Origin of the sequence: Ralstonia sp. 25mfcol4.1, from assembly GCF_900104095.1 — a bacterium.
Lineage (GTDB): Bacteria > Pseudomonadota > Gammaproteobacteria > Burkholderiales > Burkholderiaceae > Cupriavidus.
The window spans coordinates 1-17140 of sequence record NZ_FNJO01000013.1 but is presented as its reverse complement, the minus strand read 5'-3'; the positions used below and the strand labels follow the sequence as shown (position 1 = coordinate 17140).

11 protein-coding genes are annotated in these 17140 nt (G+C 60.6%); 7 read left to right on the top strand and 4 right to left on the bottom strand.

Going from position 1 to position 17140, the window contains the following annotated elements; translation table 11 throughout:
- Nucleotides 1-111 precede the first annotated feature (111 nt).
- The 5 genes from BLQ58_RS21080 (at nt 112) to BLQ58_RS21060 (ending at nt 6949) form a co-directional block, all read left to right on the top strand.
- Nucleotides 112-2001, top strand: a complete 1890-nt coding sequence (locus BLQ58_RS21080) for a copper resistance system multicopper oxidase (RefSeq protein WP_029050947.1) — start codon at nt 112-114, stop codon at nt 1999-2001.
- Nucleotides 2001-3065 carry a copper resistance protein B gene (locus BLQ58_RS21075; protein ID WP_049815845.1) on the top strand — a complete coding sequence of 355 codons (1065 nt, stop codon included), beginning with the start codon at nt 2001-2003 and terminating at the stop codon, nt 3063-3065. The genes BLQ58_RS21080 and BLQ58_RS21075 overlap by 1 nt, the downstream gene beginning before the upstream one ends.
- 43 nt (nt 3066-3108) lie before the next feature.
- Nucleotides 3109-3483, top strand: a complete 375-nt coding sequence (gene copC, locus BLQ58_RS21070; protein ID WP_029050949.1) for a copper homeostasis periplasmic binding protein CopC — start codon at nt 3109-3111, stop codon at nt 3481-3483.
- Between the two features lie 4 nt (nt 3484-3487).
- A complete protein-coding gene (gene copD / locus BLQ58_RS21065; protein ID WP_029050950.1) occupies nt 3488-4411 on the top strand; it encodes a copper homeostasis membrane protein CopD in 924 nt (307 codons plus the stop codon).
- Between the two features lie 114 nt (nt 4412-4525).
- A complete protein-coding gene (locus BLQ58_RS21060; RefSeq protein WP_092601795.1) occupies nt 4526-6949 on the top strand; it encodes a heavy metal translocating P-type ATPase in 2424 nt (807 codons plus the stop codon).
- Between the two features lie 383 nt (nt 6950-7332).
- Here the strand turns inward: BLQ58_RS21060 and BLQ58_RS21055 are convergent, their stop codons facing one another.
- Nucleotides 7333-10272, bottom strand: a complete 2940-nt coding sequence (locus tag BLQ58_RS21055; RefSeq protein ID WP_029050952.1) for a Tn3 family transposase — start codon at nt 10270-10272, stop codon at nt 7333-7335.
- A gap of 279 nt (nt 10273-10551) precedes the next feature.
- Between BLQ58_RS21055 and BLQ58_RS21050 the strand changes: the two genes are divergently transcribed.
- Nucleotides 10552-12042, top strand: a complete 1491-nt coding sequence (locus BLQ58_RS21050; protein WP_254776038.1) for an autotransporter domain-containing protein — start codon at nt 10552-10554, stop codon at nt 12040-12042.
- 1086 nt (nt 12043-13128) lie between these two features.
- Here the strand turns inward: BLQ58_RS21050 and BLQ58_RS21040 are convergent.
- Complete coding sequence (locus BLQ58_RS21040; protein ID WP_049815847.1) at nt 13129-14832, bottom strand: phage integrase family protein; 1704 nt, start codon at nt 14830-14832, stop codon at nt 13129-13131.
- 874 nt (nt 14833-15706) lie between these two features.
- On the opposite strand from BLQ58_RS21040, the gene BLQ58_RS29530 reads away from it, so the two are divergent.
- Nucleotides 15707-16429, top strand: coding sequence for a hypothetical protein (locus BLQ58_RS29530; RefSeq protein ID WP_254776037.1), 723 nt, complete (start codon nt 15707-15709; stop codon nt 16427-16429).
- A gap of 139 nt (nt 16430-16568) precedes the next feature.
- On the opposite strand, the gene BLQ58_RS28900 is transcribed toward BLQ58_RS29530, so the two are convergent.
- Entirely contained in the window at nt 16569-16799 is a 231-nt protein-coding gene (locus tag BLQ58_RS28900) for a hypothetical protein (RefSeq protein ID WP_139186145.1), read from the bottom strand.
- Between the two features lie 151 nt (nt 16800-16950).
- A partial coding sequence (locus tag BLQ58_RS21025) for a transposase (protein ID WP_175459962.1) occupies nt 16951-17140 on the bottom strand: 190 nt, incomplete at its 5' end.

Sequence of the window (17140 nt, the reverse complement as noted above, 5' to 3'; positions counted from 1 at the left end):
CGACCTTACGGGAATGTAATTTTTGGGTAATTCCAAGGTTAGTCCGCTTTCCCTAACCTGTGTTCGTTGCTCCATTCCACTGGAGCGAATGAAGTGTCTAAGGAAGCACTAATGCGATCGAAACTGTCTTCGGACATTGTCCTGCCCGAGCACATGGGCCTTTCCCGACGCCGTTTCGTCCAAGGGCTGGCAGCAGGCGGGGTGCTGGGAGCTCTTGGCGGACTGTCGACGGGCGGATGGGCTCAATCCAACTCTCCCAGGCGTGCGGGGATTGGTACGGCTCCTGTGCTGCGCGGAACCGAATTCGACCTTGTCATCGAAGATGCGGCGGTGAACTTCACCGGCAAACCAGGGGTCGCGCAAACGATCAATGGGACGCTGCCAGGGCCCACACTGCGCTGGCGCAAAGGTGACACCGTCACGATCCGCGTCACGAACCGCCTGCGCGAACCGACCTCGATCCACTGGCACGGTATCGTCCTGCCGTTCCAAATGGATGGGGTCCCGGGCATCAGCTTCAACGGTATCGCGCCGGGCGAGACCTTCACCTACCGTTTTAAGGTGGAACAGACCGGTAGCTATTGGTATCACTCGCACTCGGGATTCCAGGAGATGACTGGCGTCTATGGCGCCCTGATCATCGAAGGTGATACGGACCCCGTACGCGCAGACCGGGATTACTCTGTCCTGCTCTCGGACTGGACGGATGAGGATCCAATGCGGGTTCTCTCCAAACTTAAGGTTCAAAGCGACTACTACAACTACAACCAACCCACGGCGGTCGACTTCTTCCGCGACGTCTCGAACGAAGGTATTAAGGCGGCGCTGGACAAGCGGAAAATGTGGAATCAGATGCGGATGAATCCCACAGATCTGGCCGATCTGTCTGCAGCGACGCTCACCTATCTGATGAACGGCGTCACACCTTCCGGCAACTGGACAGGGCTATTTCATCCAGGCGAGAAGGTCCGCTTGCGCTTTGTCAATGGAGCAGGCAACACGTTCTATGACGTCCGCATACCCGGGCTCAAGCTCAAGGTTGTCCAAGTCGATGGGCAGAACATTGATCCCGTTACGGTCGATGAATTCCGATTCGGGCCGGGAGAAACCTGCGACGTCCTGGTGGAGCCTACAGAGGAGGCGCACACGATCTTCGCGCAGTCGATGGATCGGACAGGCTTTGCCCGCGGCACACTGGCATCCCGCGACGGAGTCGCCGCACCCGTGCCTGCTCTCGACCCAGTGAAATGGCTCACCATGGCCGACATGATGGGGAGCATGGACCACGGCTCCATGGGGCACGGTGCAATGGCCGGCATGGACCACAGCGCCATGGGACACGCTGGAATGGCCGGCATGGACCATAGCGCCATGCAGATGGACCATAGCCAACACGGCGGCATGGCAATGGACCATAGGCAAAGCGCTTCGTCTGGCATGCACAACATGGCTGGAATGGATCCCCTTAGGGTTCCGAGCACCAAGGCACGGCATGCCCGCACGGAATATGGAGCCAGCACTGACATGCGCGTCGACATGGCACGCACGAATCTAGATGATCCGGGAATCGGCCTGCGCGATAACGGTCGCCGTGTCTTGACACTCTCCGACCAGCACACCATCGGAGGTCCCATGGATGCGCGCGGGCCGGGACGCGAAGTGGAACTGCATCTGACGGGCAATATGGAACGCTATAGCTGGTCGTTCGACGGTGTGGAGTTTGGAAAATCTACGCCGGTGTCCTTCAAGTATGGCGAGCGCCTGCGGGTCATCTTACACAACGACACGATGATGACGCACCCCATGCATCTGCACGGGATGTGGAGTGAACTCGAGGCGCCGGACGGCTCCTTCCAGGCAAGACGGCATACGATTCCCGTTCAGCCGGCGCAGCGCATCAGTTTTCTCGTGACCGCCGATGCGCTCGGCCGCTGGGCGTGGCATTGCCACCTCATGCTGCATATGGATGCGGGAATGTTCCGAGAAGTGGTGGTGGCGTGATGTCTCATATCAAAGGGAATTCCCGCGTGCACACATACAGGTCATCTCTTCTCGTTGCGCTCCTGATCGCTACTGGCATGGCGCCCGCCTGGGCGCAACACTCCCATGAGGACCACGGTTCCTCGCACGACGCTGCCGGAGCGCCGGCCACGCCGAAGGCGGAGAGCTCGCCGTCGGCCGCCATGGAAGGCATGGATCATGGCGGCATGCAAAGCATGGGGGGCGATGACATGCAGACCATGGATGGAGACCAAATCCAGACAATGGAGGAAGGTTCAACCGCACCCATGTCGATGGATCATGGCGACATGAATATGCAAGGGGGCAAGGCGCCGCCTGACGCCCGGGACCCAGATGCCTATTCGGGTGGGTATCAACTAGGCGTCGGGCAATACGCGCTAGGCCCGCATCGTCAGCTTCATATGGCAGACGAGCACACCTTCGCGTCGATCCTGGTGGATCGACTCGAATGGTCGCATGGTAGCGACAGCAATGCCGCCTCGTATGAAGCTCAGGCCTGGTTCGGTAGCACGTACAACAAGTTCGTGATCAAGGCCGAGGGGGAGGCCGAGAAAGGCAAGGTTCATGACGCTCGCACCGAACTACTGTGGGGCCATGCCATTGCCACTTACTGGGACACCCAACTCGGCTTTCGCAACGATGCAGGTTACGGACGTCCCGCGCGCAATTGGCTCGCCTTTGGCGTACAAGGTCTCGCTCCCTACTGGTTCGAAGTCGATGCTACCGGTTACGTCGGAACGGAAGGTCGCACCGCCCTGAGACTGTCCGCCGAGTATGAGTTGCTCATTACCCAACGCCTTATCCTGCAGCCGCGTATTGAAGCCAACGTGTATGGAAAGAACGATCCTGCTACCGGCGTCGGCAGCGGGCTCTCGAATGGCGCCGTCGGCCTCCGGTTACGGTACGAGTTCAGCCGTCAGTTCGCGCCCTATATCGGCGTGGAGCGTTATCAAACATTCGGCAACACTGCCGATATGGTCCGTTCATCAGGCGGACGTAGCGGTGAGACCCGTTTCGTCGCTGGTGTACGTGTCTGGTTCTAATAATTCAGCCCCCAACTTCAAAGGAAGTCCAGTGAAGTCCATCATGTCAGCAGCAAAGCCCCTCCTCGCGGTTGCGACGCTTCTTGCCAGCGCCGCCGCATTTGCCCATCCCAAGCTGGTCAGTTCGACGCCGGCCGATGGCACGGAAGGACCGGCGCCGCAGAAAATCGAACTTCAATTCTCCGAGAATCTAACCAAGCAATTCTCCGGCGCGAGCCTTGTCATGACAGGCATGCCGGGCATGAGTGATCACGCGCCCATGAAGGTTGCCGCTTCGGTTTCGGGTGCGGACGACCCGAAGACAATGGTCATTATGCCCAAAATCCCGCTCGTCGCGGGTAGCTACCGTGTGGAGTGGCGCGCGGTTTCGTCGGATACGCACCCGGTCAACGGCGTTGTGAACTTTAAAGTGAAATGAGCCCATGCAGGTCGAATGGCAAAGTATCCTGGTGCGGCTCCTCCTGTATCTGGACTTGATGTTGGTGTTCGGCCTGCCGCTCTTCGCGGGCTACTCATTGCGCCGAAATGAGTTGCGTTCGGAAGTCGCCTGCCGGTATATCAGATGGTCTGTTGTGGCCTGTGTTGCGGGCATTTGTTTATCACTGGTCGGCATGGCGGTCATGGCGAAATCCATGACAGGTGCCACCGCGTATTCGGAGCTGAGCGCTCACGTCTTCGAGATGATGATCGCGGGCACGGACTTTGGTATCGCCTGGGTTGCTCGCCTGGTCGCATTGAGCCTCTATATCGCCGGTGCGATCGCTCTGCGGAGGTGGCCGGTCATGCAGGTTTCCGCCTTGGCACTTACTGGCGCAGTGGCATTGTCCACCTTGGCGTGGGCGGGCCACGGCGCAATGGATGACGGCAATCTCCGCGTCATACACCTGCTGGTCGATGTGGCACACCTTCTGGCTGCTGGAGGGTGGGTGGGCGCGTTGGTAGCGTTTGTGATGCTCGCACGGTCAGCTCGGGCTGGTACCGTGCCGTTAAGGCTATTAGCGCGGACAGGGAACGACTTCGCCAAATTGGGAAGCATAATAGTTGTGACCCTCGTCGTCACCGGTGTGGCAAATTATTGGCTCATTGCCGGGGTGCCGTCGATGGCAGTAGCTGTCACGCCCTATGGCATTTTCCTGTCGACGAAGCTCGCGTTCTTCGTGGTCATGGTGGGCATGGCTACCATGAACCGATATCGGTTAGTGCCAAGGCTCGCTGCGGAAGTGGACTCCCCAACCGCGTCGGTCGCGGCAGATGCACTACGTAGAAGCCTGCTTGCCGAACTTGCGATTGGCTTGTTTGTTGTTACGGTGGTAGCGTTTTTAGGCGTACTGTCTCCCGAGGGATGATTCACCGCAGCGACAGTCTTTCACGTAGGAGCCTATGCCGGCGACGATAGTCTCCTTTCCAAGACCTTCGGTTTAGGTTGGTCGCCCATCCATGGATCTTGAGGAGCACGCTGAATGGACCGTAATAAGGCAGCCGCTTCACATGCCGGAGAAGACAACCACAACGGCTGTTCTCACGATGCGGGCGGTCATTTGCACGACCATTCTCCTAGCAGGGATGGTCACCGGACCGCCCATCATCCCTCCGAAACTGCCGGGCCGGCCGCGCTAAAAGACCCAGTATGCGGTATGGCCGTGACAGCCGACTCAGAATTTCATCTGGAGCTTGCAGGCGCGACATACTATTTCTGCAGTGCTTCGTGCGAGTCCAAGTTTCAAGCCGAACCGGGGAAGTTTGTCCAAACCGCTGCGCGAGCAGAGGGTGTGCCAGCGCCAGCGGGCACCATATATACCTGCCCGATGCATCCCGAAATCCGGTGGGATCATCCGGGCAACTGCCCCAAGTGCGGCATGACCCTCGAGCCGCTGATGCCCGGGCTGGACGACGAGGAAAACCCCGAGCTCACCGACTTTCGTCGCCGCTTCTGGGGGACGTTGCCTCTTACGGTCGTTGCGTTCATTTTGGCGATGTTCGGCCACAGGCTGGGTTGGATGGATGCCACTACACAGAGTTGGGTCGAGTTGGCGTTGGCGACCCCTGTGGTGCTGTGGGCCGGCCTGCCGTTTTTTGAACGCTGCGCCCGCTCATTCATCAATCGCAGTCCGAACATGTGGACGCTCATCGGACTGGGCACCGGTGCCGCATACATCTACAGCGTTATCGCTACCGTCATGCCCGGCGCGTTTCCGGATGCCTTCAGCGAGCACGGGCGAGTTGGTGTCTATTTCGAGGCCGCAGCGGTCATCATTTCCCTCACGCTAATGGGACAGCTTCTCGAGCTCAAGGCGCGTAGCCAGACATCGGCGGCTATCAAGTCCTTGCTGGGCCTGGCACCCAAGACCGCGCGCCGCATCAGACCGGATGGCATGGAGGAGGATGTTCCCCTGACGCACGTACACGTGGGAGATATGCTGCGAGTTCGTCCGGGAGAAAAAGTGCCTGTCGACGGCGTGGTCACCGAAGGTTCGAGTTCCCTGGACGAGTCGATGATTACCGGGGAGCCAATTCCGGTGACCAAACGGGTTGGTGACCACGTCATCGGTGCCACGATGAACACCACGGGCAGTCTCGTCATCAAATCCGAGAAGGTGGGTTCGCAGACTGTCCTGTCGCAAATTGTCCAGATGGTGGCTCAGGCGCAGCGGTCCCGCGCACCCATGCAGCGCATGGCCGATCAGGTATCCGGCGTGTTTGTACTGGCCGTCATTGGTATTGCGTTGCTGACACTATTCGTCTGGGGGCTCTTCGGGCCCGAGCCTGGCTGGGTGTTTGGCCTCATCAACGCAGTATCCGTCCTCATTATCGCGTGTCCTTGCGCATTGGGTCTGGCCACGCCGATGTCGATCATGGTTGCGAGCGGAAAAGGCGCATCGAATGGCGTCTTGTTCCGGGACGCCGCTGCTATCGAAAACCTTCGGAAAGTTGACACGCTGATTGTCGACAAAACCGGCACGCTAACTGAAGGTCGGCCAGCATTCGACCGCGCGATCGGACTAGATGGATTTAGCGAAAACGAGGTGCTCAGGCTAGCGGCAAGCCTCGACCAGGGTAGCGAGCACCCTCTTGCGACTGCCATTGTCGCTGCCGCGAGAGAGCGCGGCCTTGCGATCGAAAAGGCTGAAGGCTTTGAGTCGGGGACTGGCATCGGCGTGCGTGGAATGGTTGCCGGCCGCAAGCTTGCCCTGGGCAACACGACTTTAATGCAAGAAGAGAGCGTGTCCATCGCCGCGCTGACGGGAGACGCTGACGCGCTGCGCGCCCAGGGCGCCAGTGTTATGCACTTGGCTGTGGACGGGACCCTTGCGGGAATTGTCGCCGTGTCAGATCCAGTGAAGCCTACGACATCTGAGGCCCTCGCGAGTCTCAGGGACGATGGCATTCATGTTGTCATGGCGACCGGCGACGGTGTGGCAACTGCCCGAGCGGTCGCCGCGAAGCTCGGCATTGGCGAAATTTTTGGAGAAGTTAAACCAGCGGACAAGTTGGCGCTCGTCACGGAACTGCAATCGGAAGGGAAGGTTGTGGCGATGGCAGGAGACGGCATCAACGATGCGCCGGCACTCGCGAAGGCCGATGTCGGCATTGCAATGGGAACCGGCACAGATGTCGCCATGAACAGCGCTCAGATTACCCTTGTAAAAGGGGATTTGCGGGGCATCGCTCGGGCTCGACAGTTGTCCGAAAGCACGATTCGAAATATGAAGCAGAACCTCGGTTTTGCGTTTATCTACAACGCCTTCGGTGTTCCTCTAGCTGCCGGCGCGTTGTATGCTTCCACCGGAATGTTGCTGTCCCCCATGATTGCCGCGCTGGCGATGAGCCTGAGCTCTGCTTCAGTGGTCGCGAATGCTCTGCGATTACGCAATACGAAGCTTTGATGCATAGCGACGGTCTTTTTAGTTTGGGGGTCTGTCGGTGTGCCATGTGTAGCATGAGCGGGAGATCGAAGCCTTTATCGCGCCAGCCGCGTACCGTGGGACGAACGGAGTGCTTGGGACGCAGACAATCCTGTGGAGGCGTCTCGTTGTGGATGGTGCGCAACGATCCTGCCGTGAGGAGGGGATCGGTTTCCTCGGTTCGGTACAGGTGCCGCTCCGACCAAGACACGGCAGAAGAAGCAGCCTGACAGGCCGGTACTCATCATCGTTGCTCATAGGGACTCGCCTCGTATCGTTCTTTCGCAGCGATGCCTTTCGCATCTGAGGCTAGCAATCGGCATTCGGAAAAACCTCGCTGGGTGGACGGCTCAAAGCTCTGCGGCTCATGCCGTACGCCACGTCGGCGGTATGGTCCGCACGCTTGTTGCGTTCGGCAGTAGCCGGTGCGCGTAGCGATCAATCGGGAAATCGAAAGTACCACGCAAGTTGATGCCTTCCAGACGAGTCGGCGCAATCTGGCGCAGGTCTTCGGCGCGCATGGATTCGCCGCCGATGGCCTCTATCGCCTCCAGAGCCTGCTGCATGTGCAGCGTGTTCCAGGCCATCACGGCATTGGTCAACAGCGTCAACGAAGACGAGACCGCTGCCAGCGACGCATCATGCCGAGCCAGTTCCAAGGGGATTTTTCCGTAGTGGATGGCCCGCTGGACGGTGTGCACAGCCTCGCCGCGATTCAAGGCATGCTGCATCTCCTGGCGGAACGCGGTGTTCGTGAAATAGTCGACGAGGAAAATCGTACGGAATAGCCGTCCCAGGTGCACCCCCGCCTCATACACGTGTTGCCCCCTTGCCGCCGCGCCAAAACGTGTCAACGCCTGCACCGCCGTGCATTGGCCGGTCTGGACCGATGCCGCAATCCTGACCAGTTCATCCCAGGCAAGTTCGATCAATACCAGACGGACATCGGCGTCCGCTACTGCGGCCAGTTCTGGCGGAACTGCATGGCCTTTGGGTACATGCAGCCGGCGATCACGCAGATGAGAGAGTCGCGGGCAGAGATCGAAGCCGAGCAGCCGTGACAGACTCATGGCGAAGTCGGTGTAGCCGTGGGTATCAACGGCGAGCTGCGTCACGTCTTCCCCGCCATTCTGACGAATCACGCCCTCGATGGCGGCGCCGGCTTGTCTCTCATTCAGGAGGATTGGCTGGTCGTAGAAGATGCCCCACCGGTCGCGGACATGGGTGTACATCCCAATCGACGCGGTACGCCGACGCGGGTCAGCCCGCGCTTGCCAGACCGAGCGCGTCGTCTCCAGGGACATCATGTCGGAAGACGCCAACTCGGCGCGCCCCCAATGTCGGGCGATGGGATGCTGATGCATGAAGGCAAGCACTGAATCAGCGGCTTTACGCAGTTTCCGCTCGTCCGCAATACGATGCATCATCTGACGAATCGCGCTTGGTGACAGTTCCGGCACCATGCGAGCGAGGTCCGCCGCAGACATTGAGGTCCCGTGCGCGAGCACCGCGGCATAGATCATGAGCAACTCGCTGCGAGAATACGGTTCTCGCCCCAGCAGAAGCCAACTGAAATGCGTGTGGCTGTCGATCTCCAGAAGAATTTCGGGCAGTTGTCCGTCTGGGTGCCTGTCAAACAGCGCGCGCCGCAGGGCCTCGACCGAAGCTTCGGGCCGCTTCGCCTTGAGTGGATCAACATGGATGGCGCTATCGATCCTTAACTCGCCCCGCACGGCGGCATCTCGCAGCCGGGCGAGCCCCGCATTGAGGTGCGCGACCACCGGATCCAAAAATGCTCTTGCGTCCTGCGGCAGTTTGAGATGGCCATAGAAGTGGTTGCGCCGCGCCTGCCAATCCTGGCCGGATATCAGCATGGTTGCTTGGCTGCGGAAGGCGAAGCTGTGATCCAGGAATACCGAGCCATTGCGTAGCGCCACCCGCAGGGCAAACAGCGTTCCCCATTCGAAGGCGGCCAGTGCTCGCTTACGGTCCTGCCCCTCCAATACTGGCTGCCAGACTCGCCCGAAGCGCACGGCAACCCGATTTGGTAGCCAATTGGCCTTCCGCGCATAGAGACTGCGCAAGATCTCCATTGCCTCTATCACTGGATGGGCGGACTGCGTGGCGAATGGCAGCTGGACCAGCCTGCCCAGCATGGCTCTCGCAAGCCTATGCCGAGACAGCAGCTGCTCACGGATCATGCTGGCACGGCTTCGCAGGTGATGCTGGCTCGTTGCGGCGTCGGCCAACGCATCCAATTGTTGGCAGAGCGTTTCTCGCGTGAGCGTGTCATCGGCGATGAGCCCTTTGACGGCTGCCGCAAATTCTCGCAGCTGGATGTCTGGATCCGGTCGGCCAGCGTCGATGAGCCGTCCTGCGTCGTTGACGGATTTGCGAATCCAGTGGCGCAGCATGGACGACATCTGGTCCGTGGCGGCACACAAGGCATAGCGCAAAAAGCAAGCGGTTTCCAGGCGGCGGGATTGTTGCACCACGCGTTTGCTGACCGAGGCCGGTCGATTGGCGCAACGTCTCGCGTAGTGCCGTACGACCGCCTCGTTGCAGACCGCCGGCCAGCGACGTTGGATGCCCAACTTGTACAGCCGCTCGATCTTGTCAAACAGCTCCCCCATTTGATGCGTGGAGCTGCGCAATGGAACCGCCCACAGCCATTGCTGCAGACTTGCTTGACTGCCTTCCGGGCGAGGTAGCAAGGCCCCCCAAGAATCAAGCGATGCCTCGCCATAGGCGAGCACCAACGCGTCGGTCAATGCCGCCTCGGAAACCTCCACGGCCTGACTAATGAGGCGTTTCAGCGCACGGTCATGCGGGATCAGAACACGATGCTCGTACAGCCACCGCTTCAGTTCGTGCAGCATGTCACTGCGACTAGGTTGTCCCGCTAAGCGCTCTTTGAGCCAACGCGTCACGTAGCGTCGCTGATGCTCAGCCATCGGGCGGAAACCAAGCGCCTGATAGGCGAGCATCTGATGGTCCACCAGCGTGTCGGTCCGCCCGTCATACAGGGCGCTCAGCGTGCCCATATCCGGTGGCGTGATGCCGAGTTGGGCGCCAACATATGCCCAGAGAAATTTCGGAACCTGCTTGGAGGCGTCAAGAGTGCGGCCGGTCATACGGACAAAGCCGATATGGACGGCGCAGGCCAGCCGGTACGGATAGCTGCGCCGTGCGTCGATCAGGGCGCGCTCCTTGGGAGAGAAAGTGAAGAAAGTGGCGAGCTCGAACTCGCTGAGCTCGCGCGGCATCTGTCGCATGCCGAGATACGCCAGTTGCCAGTGATCCATCGCGCTTTCTCCCAAGCGGTAGACGGACCGCCGAGATTAACGGCAAGAAGACTGAGACGCAATGAGCCGCCTAGTACATGCCTCATATGGCACTTCCGACATTCAAAATCTTGAGTCAGTAACCCATTGATTTACATGACTATCGTGTTGGCGGTTGCCCGGAAACCCGCATGAATACGCGGGGTCGCTATCCCGGCAAACTGCAGCAATATCAAGGGCACCCCGTTCACGGGTGTCAGCGTGGTGTCGGTGGTGCCAGCGAATGCGGGCGAGGCAACAGTGAGCCAGCGTGCCGCGCGGAAGCCCATGTTATCCGCCAGCCAGATGGGCCCGGCATCGTCGGGCGGGGACTACGTCGTCACGTTCACGCCGGCTGCCGCGTTTGCCGGCACCGCTGTCGTCACGTATACGATCAGCAACGCCGTGGCCACATCGGCGCCGGCGATCTTGACGATCACAGTGGCCGAGCGGCGCGACCCGTCGACGGACCCCGATGTCTCGGGTTTGATCAATGCGCAAATCCAGGCGGCACGCCGCTTTGCCACCGCGCAGATCAGCAACTACAACCAGCGCCTGGAGCAACTGCATAGCGGGGGCCGCCCGGCGTTTCGCAATACGATGAACGTCGCGCTGCCGCGCATGGACGGCGCGGACTCGCGTACATGCCAGGGCGTCGAGGGCCTCGTCGCCCGTGACGATTGCCTGCGCGGCGCTGCGGTCTCACGTGGGGCCGACGGTGAACGCATGGCATTGGCGGGGGGCACCGCCCAAAGAGGACCGCTTCAACCGGTGGCGGCAGCGGGCGGCCAGCCGGACGTACCGGCAGGCGCACGGCAGGCCAGCGAGGGAACGGCTGGTCATCCGGCTACCATTCCGGCGCTCCGCTTACCAGAGCTCCCCGGCTCTCCAGGGGCGGTTGGCGGCGACTCGGCCGACGATCCCCGCGTCGCATTCTGGACGGCCGGCACCGTCGATTTCGGTTTCGCTAACGCTGGCGCGCAGCGCTCGGGTTTCAGGTTCAACACCGGCGGCGTCACGGCGGGCGCGGACTATCGCGTGTCGGATCAACTGACGTTGGGGGCGGGCCTAGGATATGGTCATGATGGCACCGATATCGGTAGCTTTGGCACCCACAGCAGCGCCGACGCCTTCAGCGTGGCGCTGTATGGCAGCTATCGTCCCACGCCGTCCTACTTCGTCGACGGCGTGGCCGGCTATGGCGCGCTGCGCTTCGATTCGCGCCGTTGGGTCACCGACGAAGCGGCCTTTGCCGCAGGCAAGCGCGACGGGCACCAGTGGTTCGCCTCGCTCACCTCGGGCTACGAGTACCGCGACACCCGCTGGCTGATTTCACCCTATGGACGCATGCTGGCTGCCCGCAGCACGCTGGACCCGTACAGCGAAGAGGGCGCCGGCATGGGGGCGCTGGCGTACTTCGGCCAAACGGTGAACAGCGTATCGGGTACCGTGGGCCTGCGCAGCGAGTACACCCAGCCCACCCGATGGGGCACCTTGCTGCCGTTTACGCGTGTTGAATATCAGCACGACTTCGAGGGCCAGAGCGCGGCCAACCTGGCCTATGCCGATCTGCTGGGCGCCGGCCGCGTCTATACCGTCAACGGCACGCCGTTCGGCCGCGACCGCGTTCAGGTCTGGCTGGGTGGCAAGCTGCGAACGCGGACGGTGACGTTCGGCATGGACTACAACGTGATGTTCGGCATGGGCGGGCTGCAGCAAGGCGTCCGGCTGACGCTGGCCGCACCGTTTTGAATGATGTCCGAGGCGGGCCGTCACCCGTCCCAAATTCCTTCGAGTGAGCCATTTGGAGACGAGGCAGGCTCGCCCTTTTTAGGCTGCCGCGCCGATGGCGTCGAAGCGGTCGCGAAGCAACCTCTCTTGCTCGGCAAATCGATCGTCCTCAGCGTCTCGCAGCTTCGTGAGTTTCTGGAGCTGTCAGCGAATGGCGAGCAAGTCCTTTAGATGAGGAAAGACCGGCATCAGCGACCAATCCGGCTCGGCCCTTACAAAGGAGATGAGGAATTTCCGGTGTGCCCGTGGAGAGCCGCAGGCAATGCGTTCTGCAGGCGTTTTTGAACAGAGGTGAAGGTGCCAAGGCTTACCTCTTCGTTCGTCATCCCCATGAATTCGTCACAGCTTTCCGCCAGGTCCCTTTGTCTCTGAAAGAGAAGTTCGTGGGTGGCCGATTGTGCCCGGCAAGTAGCGCACAAAGCAATCTAAAGTCGGGTTGGAGACCAAACATGGCATAGCAGTGCAGGACATCGAAGATGTCGCGCGAGTGAATTGTATGTTTTTGCACCTAAAATATTAGAGCCCCTTGGGCCTCCAAGGATTTCCAATTCGTACATGCTTCTTGCGATCGGAATCATCCGCCTTGGCCGCCGCTCCCCGTCACAAATAAAGGCTCCGTTTTCCCCCTGTTCTCGTTTGCTGTTATCAAAGCACGGCCAACGTCGGGTGCTCACTCATTCCCGCACCGGTCGACGTGTGAGCTTGTTGCATCGAAGGATTAGAATCAATAACCTACAATCCTAGTCCGGTTAATACACCAAATTTTCCCTCGGCAAAATGTCACGTATGTTGCACATTAACGGGCGCATCGCATGCAGAAGGCGTCTTGCCCCCAAGATAGACATCACCCTGTGCCGGGTATGGACGCCGGGAGGCGCATCCTAGAGTGCTATGGCGTTCCGGTTGCCGCGTTATAGACGCGCAGCGCGAAGAGAATGCTAAGCTGGCGATTGTCAGCGAATAAAGCGGCGAAGTAGATGACACCCATATCGCGGCAAGTCGAGAGGCGAAAATGACATTCGTTGCGGCGCTGCGCGGAATACCCTGCTATCGCCGGGCAAAAACTTTTTCGAGTTGATCGGTGCGTTGCACATCGTCGTCGTGCAGATAACGAGAGGTCGTCGTGATGGACGCGTGCCGCAGGTTGTCTCGCACTGTGGTCAGCGATGCCCCCTGGGCCAGCGCATGCGTCGCATGCGTGTGACGCAGCCAGTGAGGTGTCGCGCGCCGGAGTTTGTCCGCCAGTGGAGGGTGGTCCGACTCGATCTCATTGGCAGCGAAGGTAAGGAAGCGCCGCAGCACGGCCCGCAGTCGCGGCGTAGTAATCGGTGATCCATTCTCCAGGTGCGCCAGGATGGGGCTGTTGTGGTCCCACTTCGCGGGCGTGACAGGCAGACCGCGCGAGACCAGATACTGGTCCAGCGCCCGGCTGGCCATGGAGGGTAGCGCGACCTTGCCCCGGCGCTCGCCTTTGCCGACCAGGTGGAGCCAGCGCTCGCCACGCGGCCCAATCTCGATACCGCCAAGGGTCACCCCGACCAGCTCAGCCGCCCGCAGGCCCGTCGCATACCCGAAATCCAGCAGAAAGCGCAGCCGTGTCGCGGCATCCGGCGTCCAACCGTGCGACCACTCCAGGCCATCCGCAAGAGTACGCACGAGCGCCCATTCCCCTTCCGTGAAGGCCCTTGACGTGTCGAGATCCGCGGCGCGCTGGGCGCCCCGCACCTTGAGCCCTGCAAACGGGTTGGCGAGCACGTAGCGCTGGGCAATCAGCCAACGAAACAGTGCGGCGATGACACCCAGGGCATAGGCGATGGAGCGGGGTGCCAGGGCGCCAGCAAAAGGCCGCCATTCGGGCGACGGCCGCGGACGTGCCGGGCCCACCCAGCGGGCAGTCGGTGCGCGCAGGAAGGCGCGGTAGGCCGTGGCATCTTCGGCGGTCAGCGACGAGAGCGGCTTGCCGCGCTCCAGGATCGCCCAGAGCAGCAACCGCTCGGCCTCCTTGCGATAGGCCCGGGTGGTGGTGGGCGTCTCGTGCAGGCCGAGCCAGGCATTGATGGCGTCGTAGTCATTGTCGGCCGTCAGTGCGCACATGGGACGCGGCGCGCGGAACGCGCCGTGCGAGCCGTCCACCGCCTGCGGCAGTTCGATGCGTTCCCACGGCACGATTTGTGGAACCGACGCAGCCATTGGGCTACGGGAGATCAAAGCGCGCGCCCGGTCGGTCAGTTGCGGATGCGTGGCGAAGAACGCTTCAATGGCGCGGGCACTGCGCTCGCCAAGCCCGTCGATGGTGAGCCACCAACGCTGGCGGCGCGGGATCCGCACGGTCAGGTCGGCCAGCGTTTTCAGCCCGTGCGCCTGCAGCGCCGCCGCGGCGCGCGCCGGCAGCCAGGCCTCGACGGGGTCCGTGATCTGCGGAAGGGCAGCTGGTAATTGGCGCAGGGTCTCCAGGGCCCGGACGACCGCTGCCGCATGGGCGGTCCGGCCCTCCGCAGGACAGGTGAAGAGGGCGGCCAGGTCTTCGCGCTGGCGTAGTCGGGCGGCCTCGGCCATCTGCCGCCGGAGGGCACCGATCACGCCTCGTGCGGAGCGGCCCGGCGTCAGCGCGTCCGGCCAGAAGCGGGCGACGGCCGCGCGCGACGGCGTGCCTTCGTACCAGGCACGCAGGGCCGCGAGCGCATCGGCGCGGGGCCAGGATGCGGAGGGATCGAGCGGCAGCGGAGCGGTGGCGGGTCGCGAGCGAGGCATGAGAGAGAGACGCAATTTGCTGCTGTGTAGTTTGCCACAGAAATGCATCAGTATCGATAATGTTTGTTATCGATACTGATGCATGTTGTGGGGCGAAACTCCATTCGCTGAAACCGCTCACTCAACTGAATCTGTAGCTAAATTTCAACTGAATTTGTAGAGGCACCATCCCCGTCTTCGGCGTGCCGGTGCCGCAGCGTCAATCAGGGCAGGCGGCCATAACGCCGCAGTAATCTAGCGCTGCCTTGCGCAGGGCAGCTATGGCGGGCGTAGGCGCGGCGCCGAGCGCCTGCAATCGGCTCTGACACAGGCGCGCGACAAAGCGACCATCGGCGCCGCGGTACAGCCAGAAGTGCGGCCGTTTCCCCTCCAGGCCCAGCAATCGCAGCCGGCGCATCGCTGCGTCCACTGGCGGGACGCCGTGCTTGGCTTGCCAGCCTGTGAGTACCGAGTAGGTGAGGCAAGGCCCCTCGCATGCCGCCAGCACTTGCCGGTGACGTGCGGCCTGCGACGCAGCCAAGGCCAGACAGCGCGCGCGCTTATGGGATAGCGGCCCTTCAGATGCCACTTTCGGCTTGCGTATCGCGAGGAGATTACCGCAGGTCTACCATTGACTTTGCTGAAACTGGTGCCGGCTACCCCGATGGGGGGTAGCCGGAAGCGTCAGGCTGCGGAAACATATCGGGCTAAACGCCTCTGCCTCCCCTAGCCTTGGAGCTCCGGGGTGCTCAGAGCCGGGTCTTTTTTGCCGGATTCCCTCGGTGACGAACGTGGTGACACGCAATTACTGAGAATGCGAAACGAGCTAAACGTCCAGCTCAGAGAATCTCGCATGCTAAGTGAAGCGCGCGCTACCGAGGTAGAGGGCTTGCGCATGGAGATTCCCCATTTGTCGCAGCGAATCCGAACGCTCGAACAGGACTATTCTGCTGCGACCACCTCGTGGTCGAGCGAACTGGAGATTGCGGTTGAAGTAGCAGCGCGGAAGCTTGGTGCGCTTGATGAAGAAGTGCGTCAAGCATACGAACAACAGAAGTTGGCTGCGATAATTGCGGAACTGCAGACACGGCGCGATGCACTGACTGCAGAGGGCAAGCGACTAACGGAAGCCATTCAGGTTCTCGAGCAGAAGCAGGCTCTGAGAAAGCAAGAGGTGGCGGATGCAGTGAACGCGGCGATGGTGCGGCTGCTCAAGTTGGACCTGCCACTACAACCGGAATTCGTGAGCGCGCATTCGTCACACTTTGATTTCGTCGACAACGCCGTTTATGTGAATGGGTCGAGGCACTTCTCAGAAAGCTCCGCGGTCGTGCTCCGGCACATTTTTCACCTGGCGCTGCTCACAGTAAGCACGACCAGGCCATACATGCGGCTTCCACGATTTCTGTTGCTCGACGGGATTGATGACGGCGGGATGGAGAAAGAACGCAGCCATCGGCTTCAAGAAATCATCGTTGCCGAATGCCAGCAATACGAAGTTGATTATCAGGTCATCTTCGCTACCTCGGAAATCAATCCTGCGCTTGAGGAAACGGAGCTTGTGGTTGGGCGTTTCTTTACGCCAGAGGCGCGCTCCTTGGATGTGCGGGAGATTTGAACGTGTCAGCTTAGTCCGTCGTCCCTGAGGAGCGGCGGACATAAGTTGCGTCGATTTCTGTTCCGACTACAAGTCGATTAGAAGTTGGGTAGTCGTTCCGAATCAAAATGCTTTGCACGCTGCACCGCTATCGACTGCCTCATTTCCTGAGATCTTCGCGAGCTCTCCATGTGATGATCGCGTCATTGGACGGCGCCAGCGCTAGTCCAATGACAGTATCGAAAATCCCTTCCGCGGCTTTTTCCAAATTTGTCCCTGCAGATGATTTCGCCAGCTGGTAAGCCATGATGGCAGCTATGTAAGAAGCAAAAGTAGACCCCCACCCATAAAATTTTGCATCTAGCAAATCATTAATCGGCTTGATCGCCAATCCTAGCAGGCTGCTGAAGTACTCCCCGCACAAGCGGTATGCTTTTCGCCTGTGCAGGTGAGTACTGTCTGGTTTCACAATCCGCAAGCCGCGCACCGCTGAATCGAGTTTTTCGGCTGCTGGGCACCAGTTTGCGGCTTCATTTCCCCGATTACCGCAACTGCGGACGGATTTGTCCCAGCGAACGCATGCGCACGAGGTTGTAGGCGGCCATGCTCAGGACGAACATCTGATCGACTCGCTTCAATCCGCGCACCATCACCTGGCGCATGCGTCCGACCGTCTTGACCCATCCAAAGCCTTGCTCGATCAGCTTGCGCTTTTGCTGCGAGACGGCATAG

What these genes read in the sequence shown, in the direction of transcription:
- BLQ58_RS21040 (WP_049815847.1), bottom strand. Translation starts at nt 14,832, where the DNA reads ATGCCTCGCTCGCGACCCGCCACCGCTCCGCTGCCGCTCGATCCCTCC.
- BLQ58_RS21055 (WP_029050952.1), bottom strand. Translation starts at nt 10,272, where the DNA reads ATGGATCACTGGCAACTGGCGTATCTCGGCATGCGACAGATGCCGCGC.
- BLQ58_RS29530 (WP_254776037.1), top strand. Translation starts at nt 15,707, where the DNA reads ATGGAGATTCCCCATTTGTCGCAGCGAATCCGAACGCTCGAACAGGAC.
- BLQ58_RS21080 (WP_029050947.1), top strand. Translation starts at nt 112, where the DNA reads ATGCGATCGAAACTGTCTTCGGACATTGTCCTGCCCGAGCACATGGGC.
- copD (WP_029050950.1), top strand. Translation starts at nt 3,488, where the DNA reads ATGCAGGTCGAATGGCAAAGTATCCTGGTGCGGCTCCTCCTGTATCTG.
- BLQ58_RS21060 (WP_092601795.1), top strand. Translation starts at nt 4,526, where the DNA reads ATGGACCGTAATAAGGCAGCCGCTTCACATGCCGGAGAAGACAACCAC.
- BLQ58_RS21075 (WP_049815845.1), top strand. Translation starts at nt 2,001, where the DNA reads ATGTCTCATATCAAAGGGAATTCCCGCGTGCACACATACAGGTCATCT.
- copC (WP_029050949.1), top strand. Translation starts at nt 3,109, where the DNA reads ATGTCAGCAGCAAAGCCCCTCCTCGCGGTTGCGACGCTTCTTGCCAGC.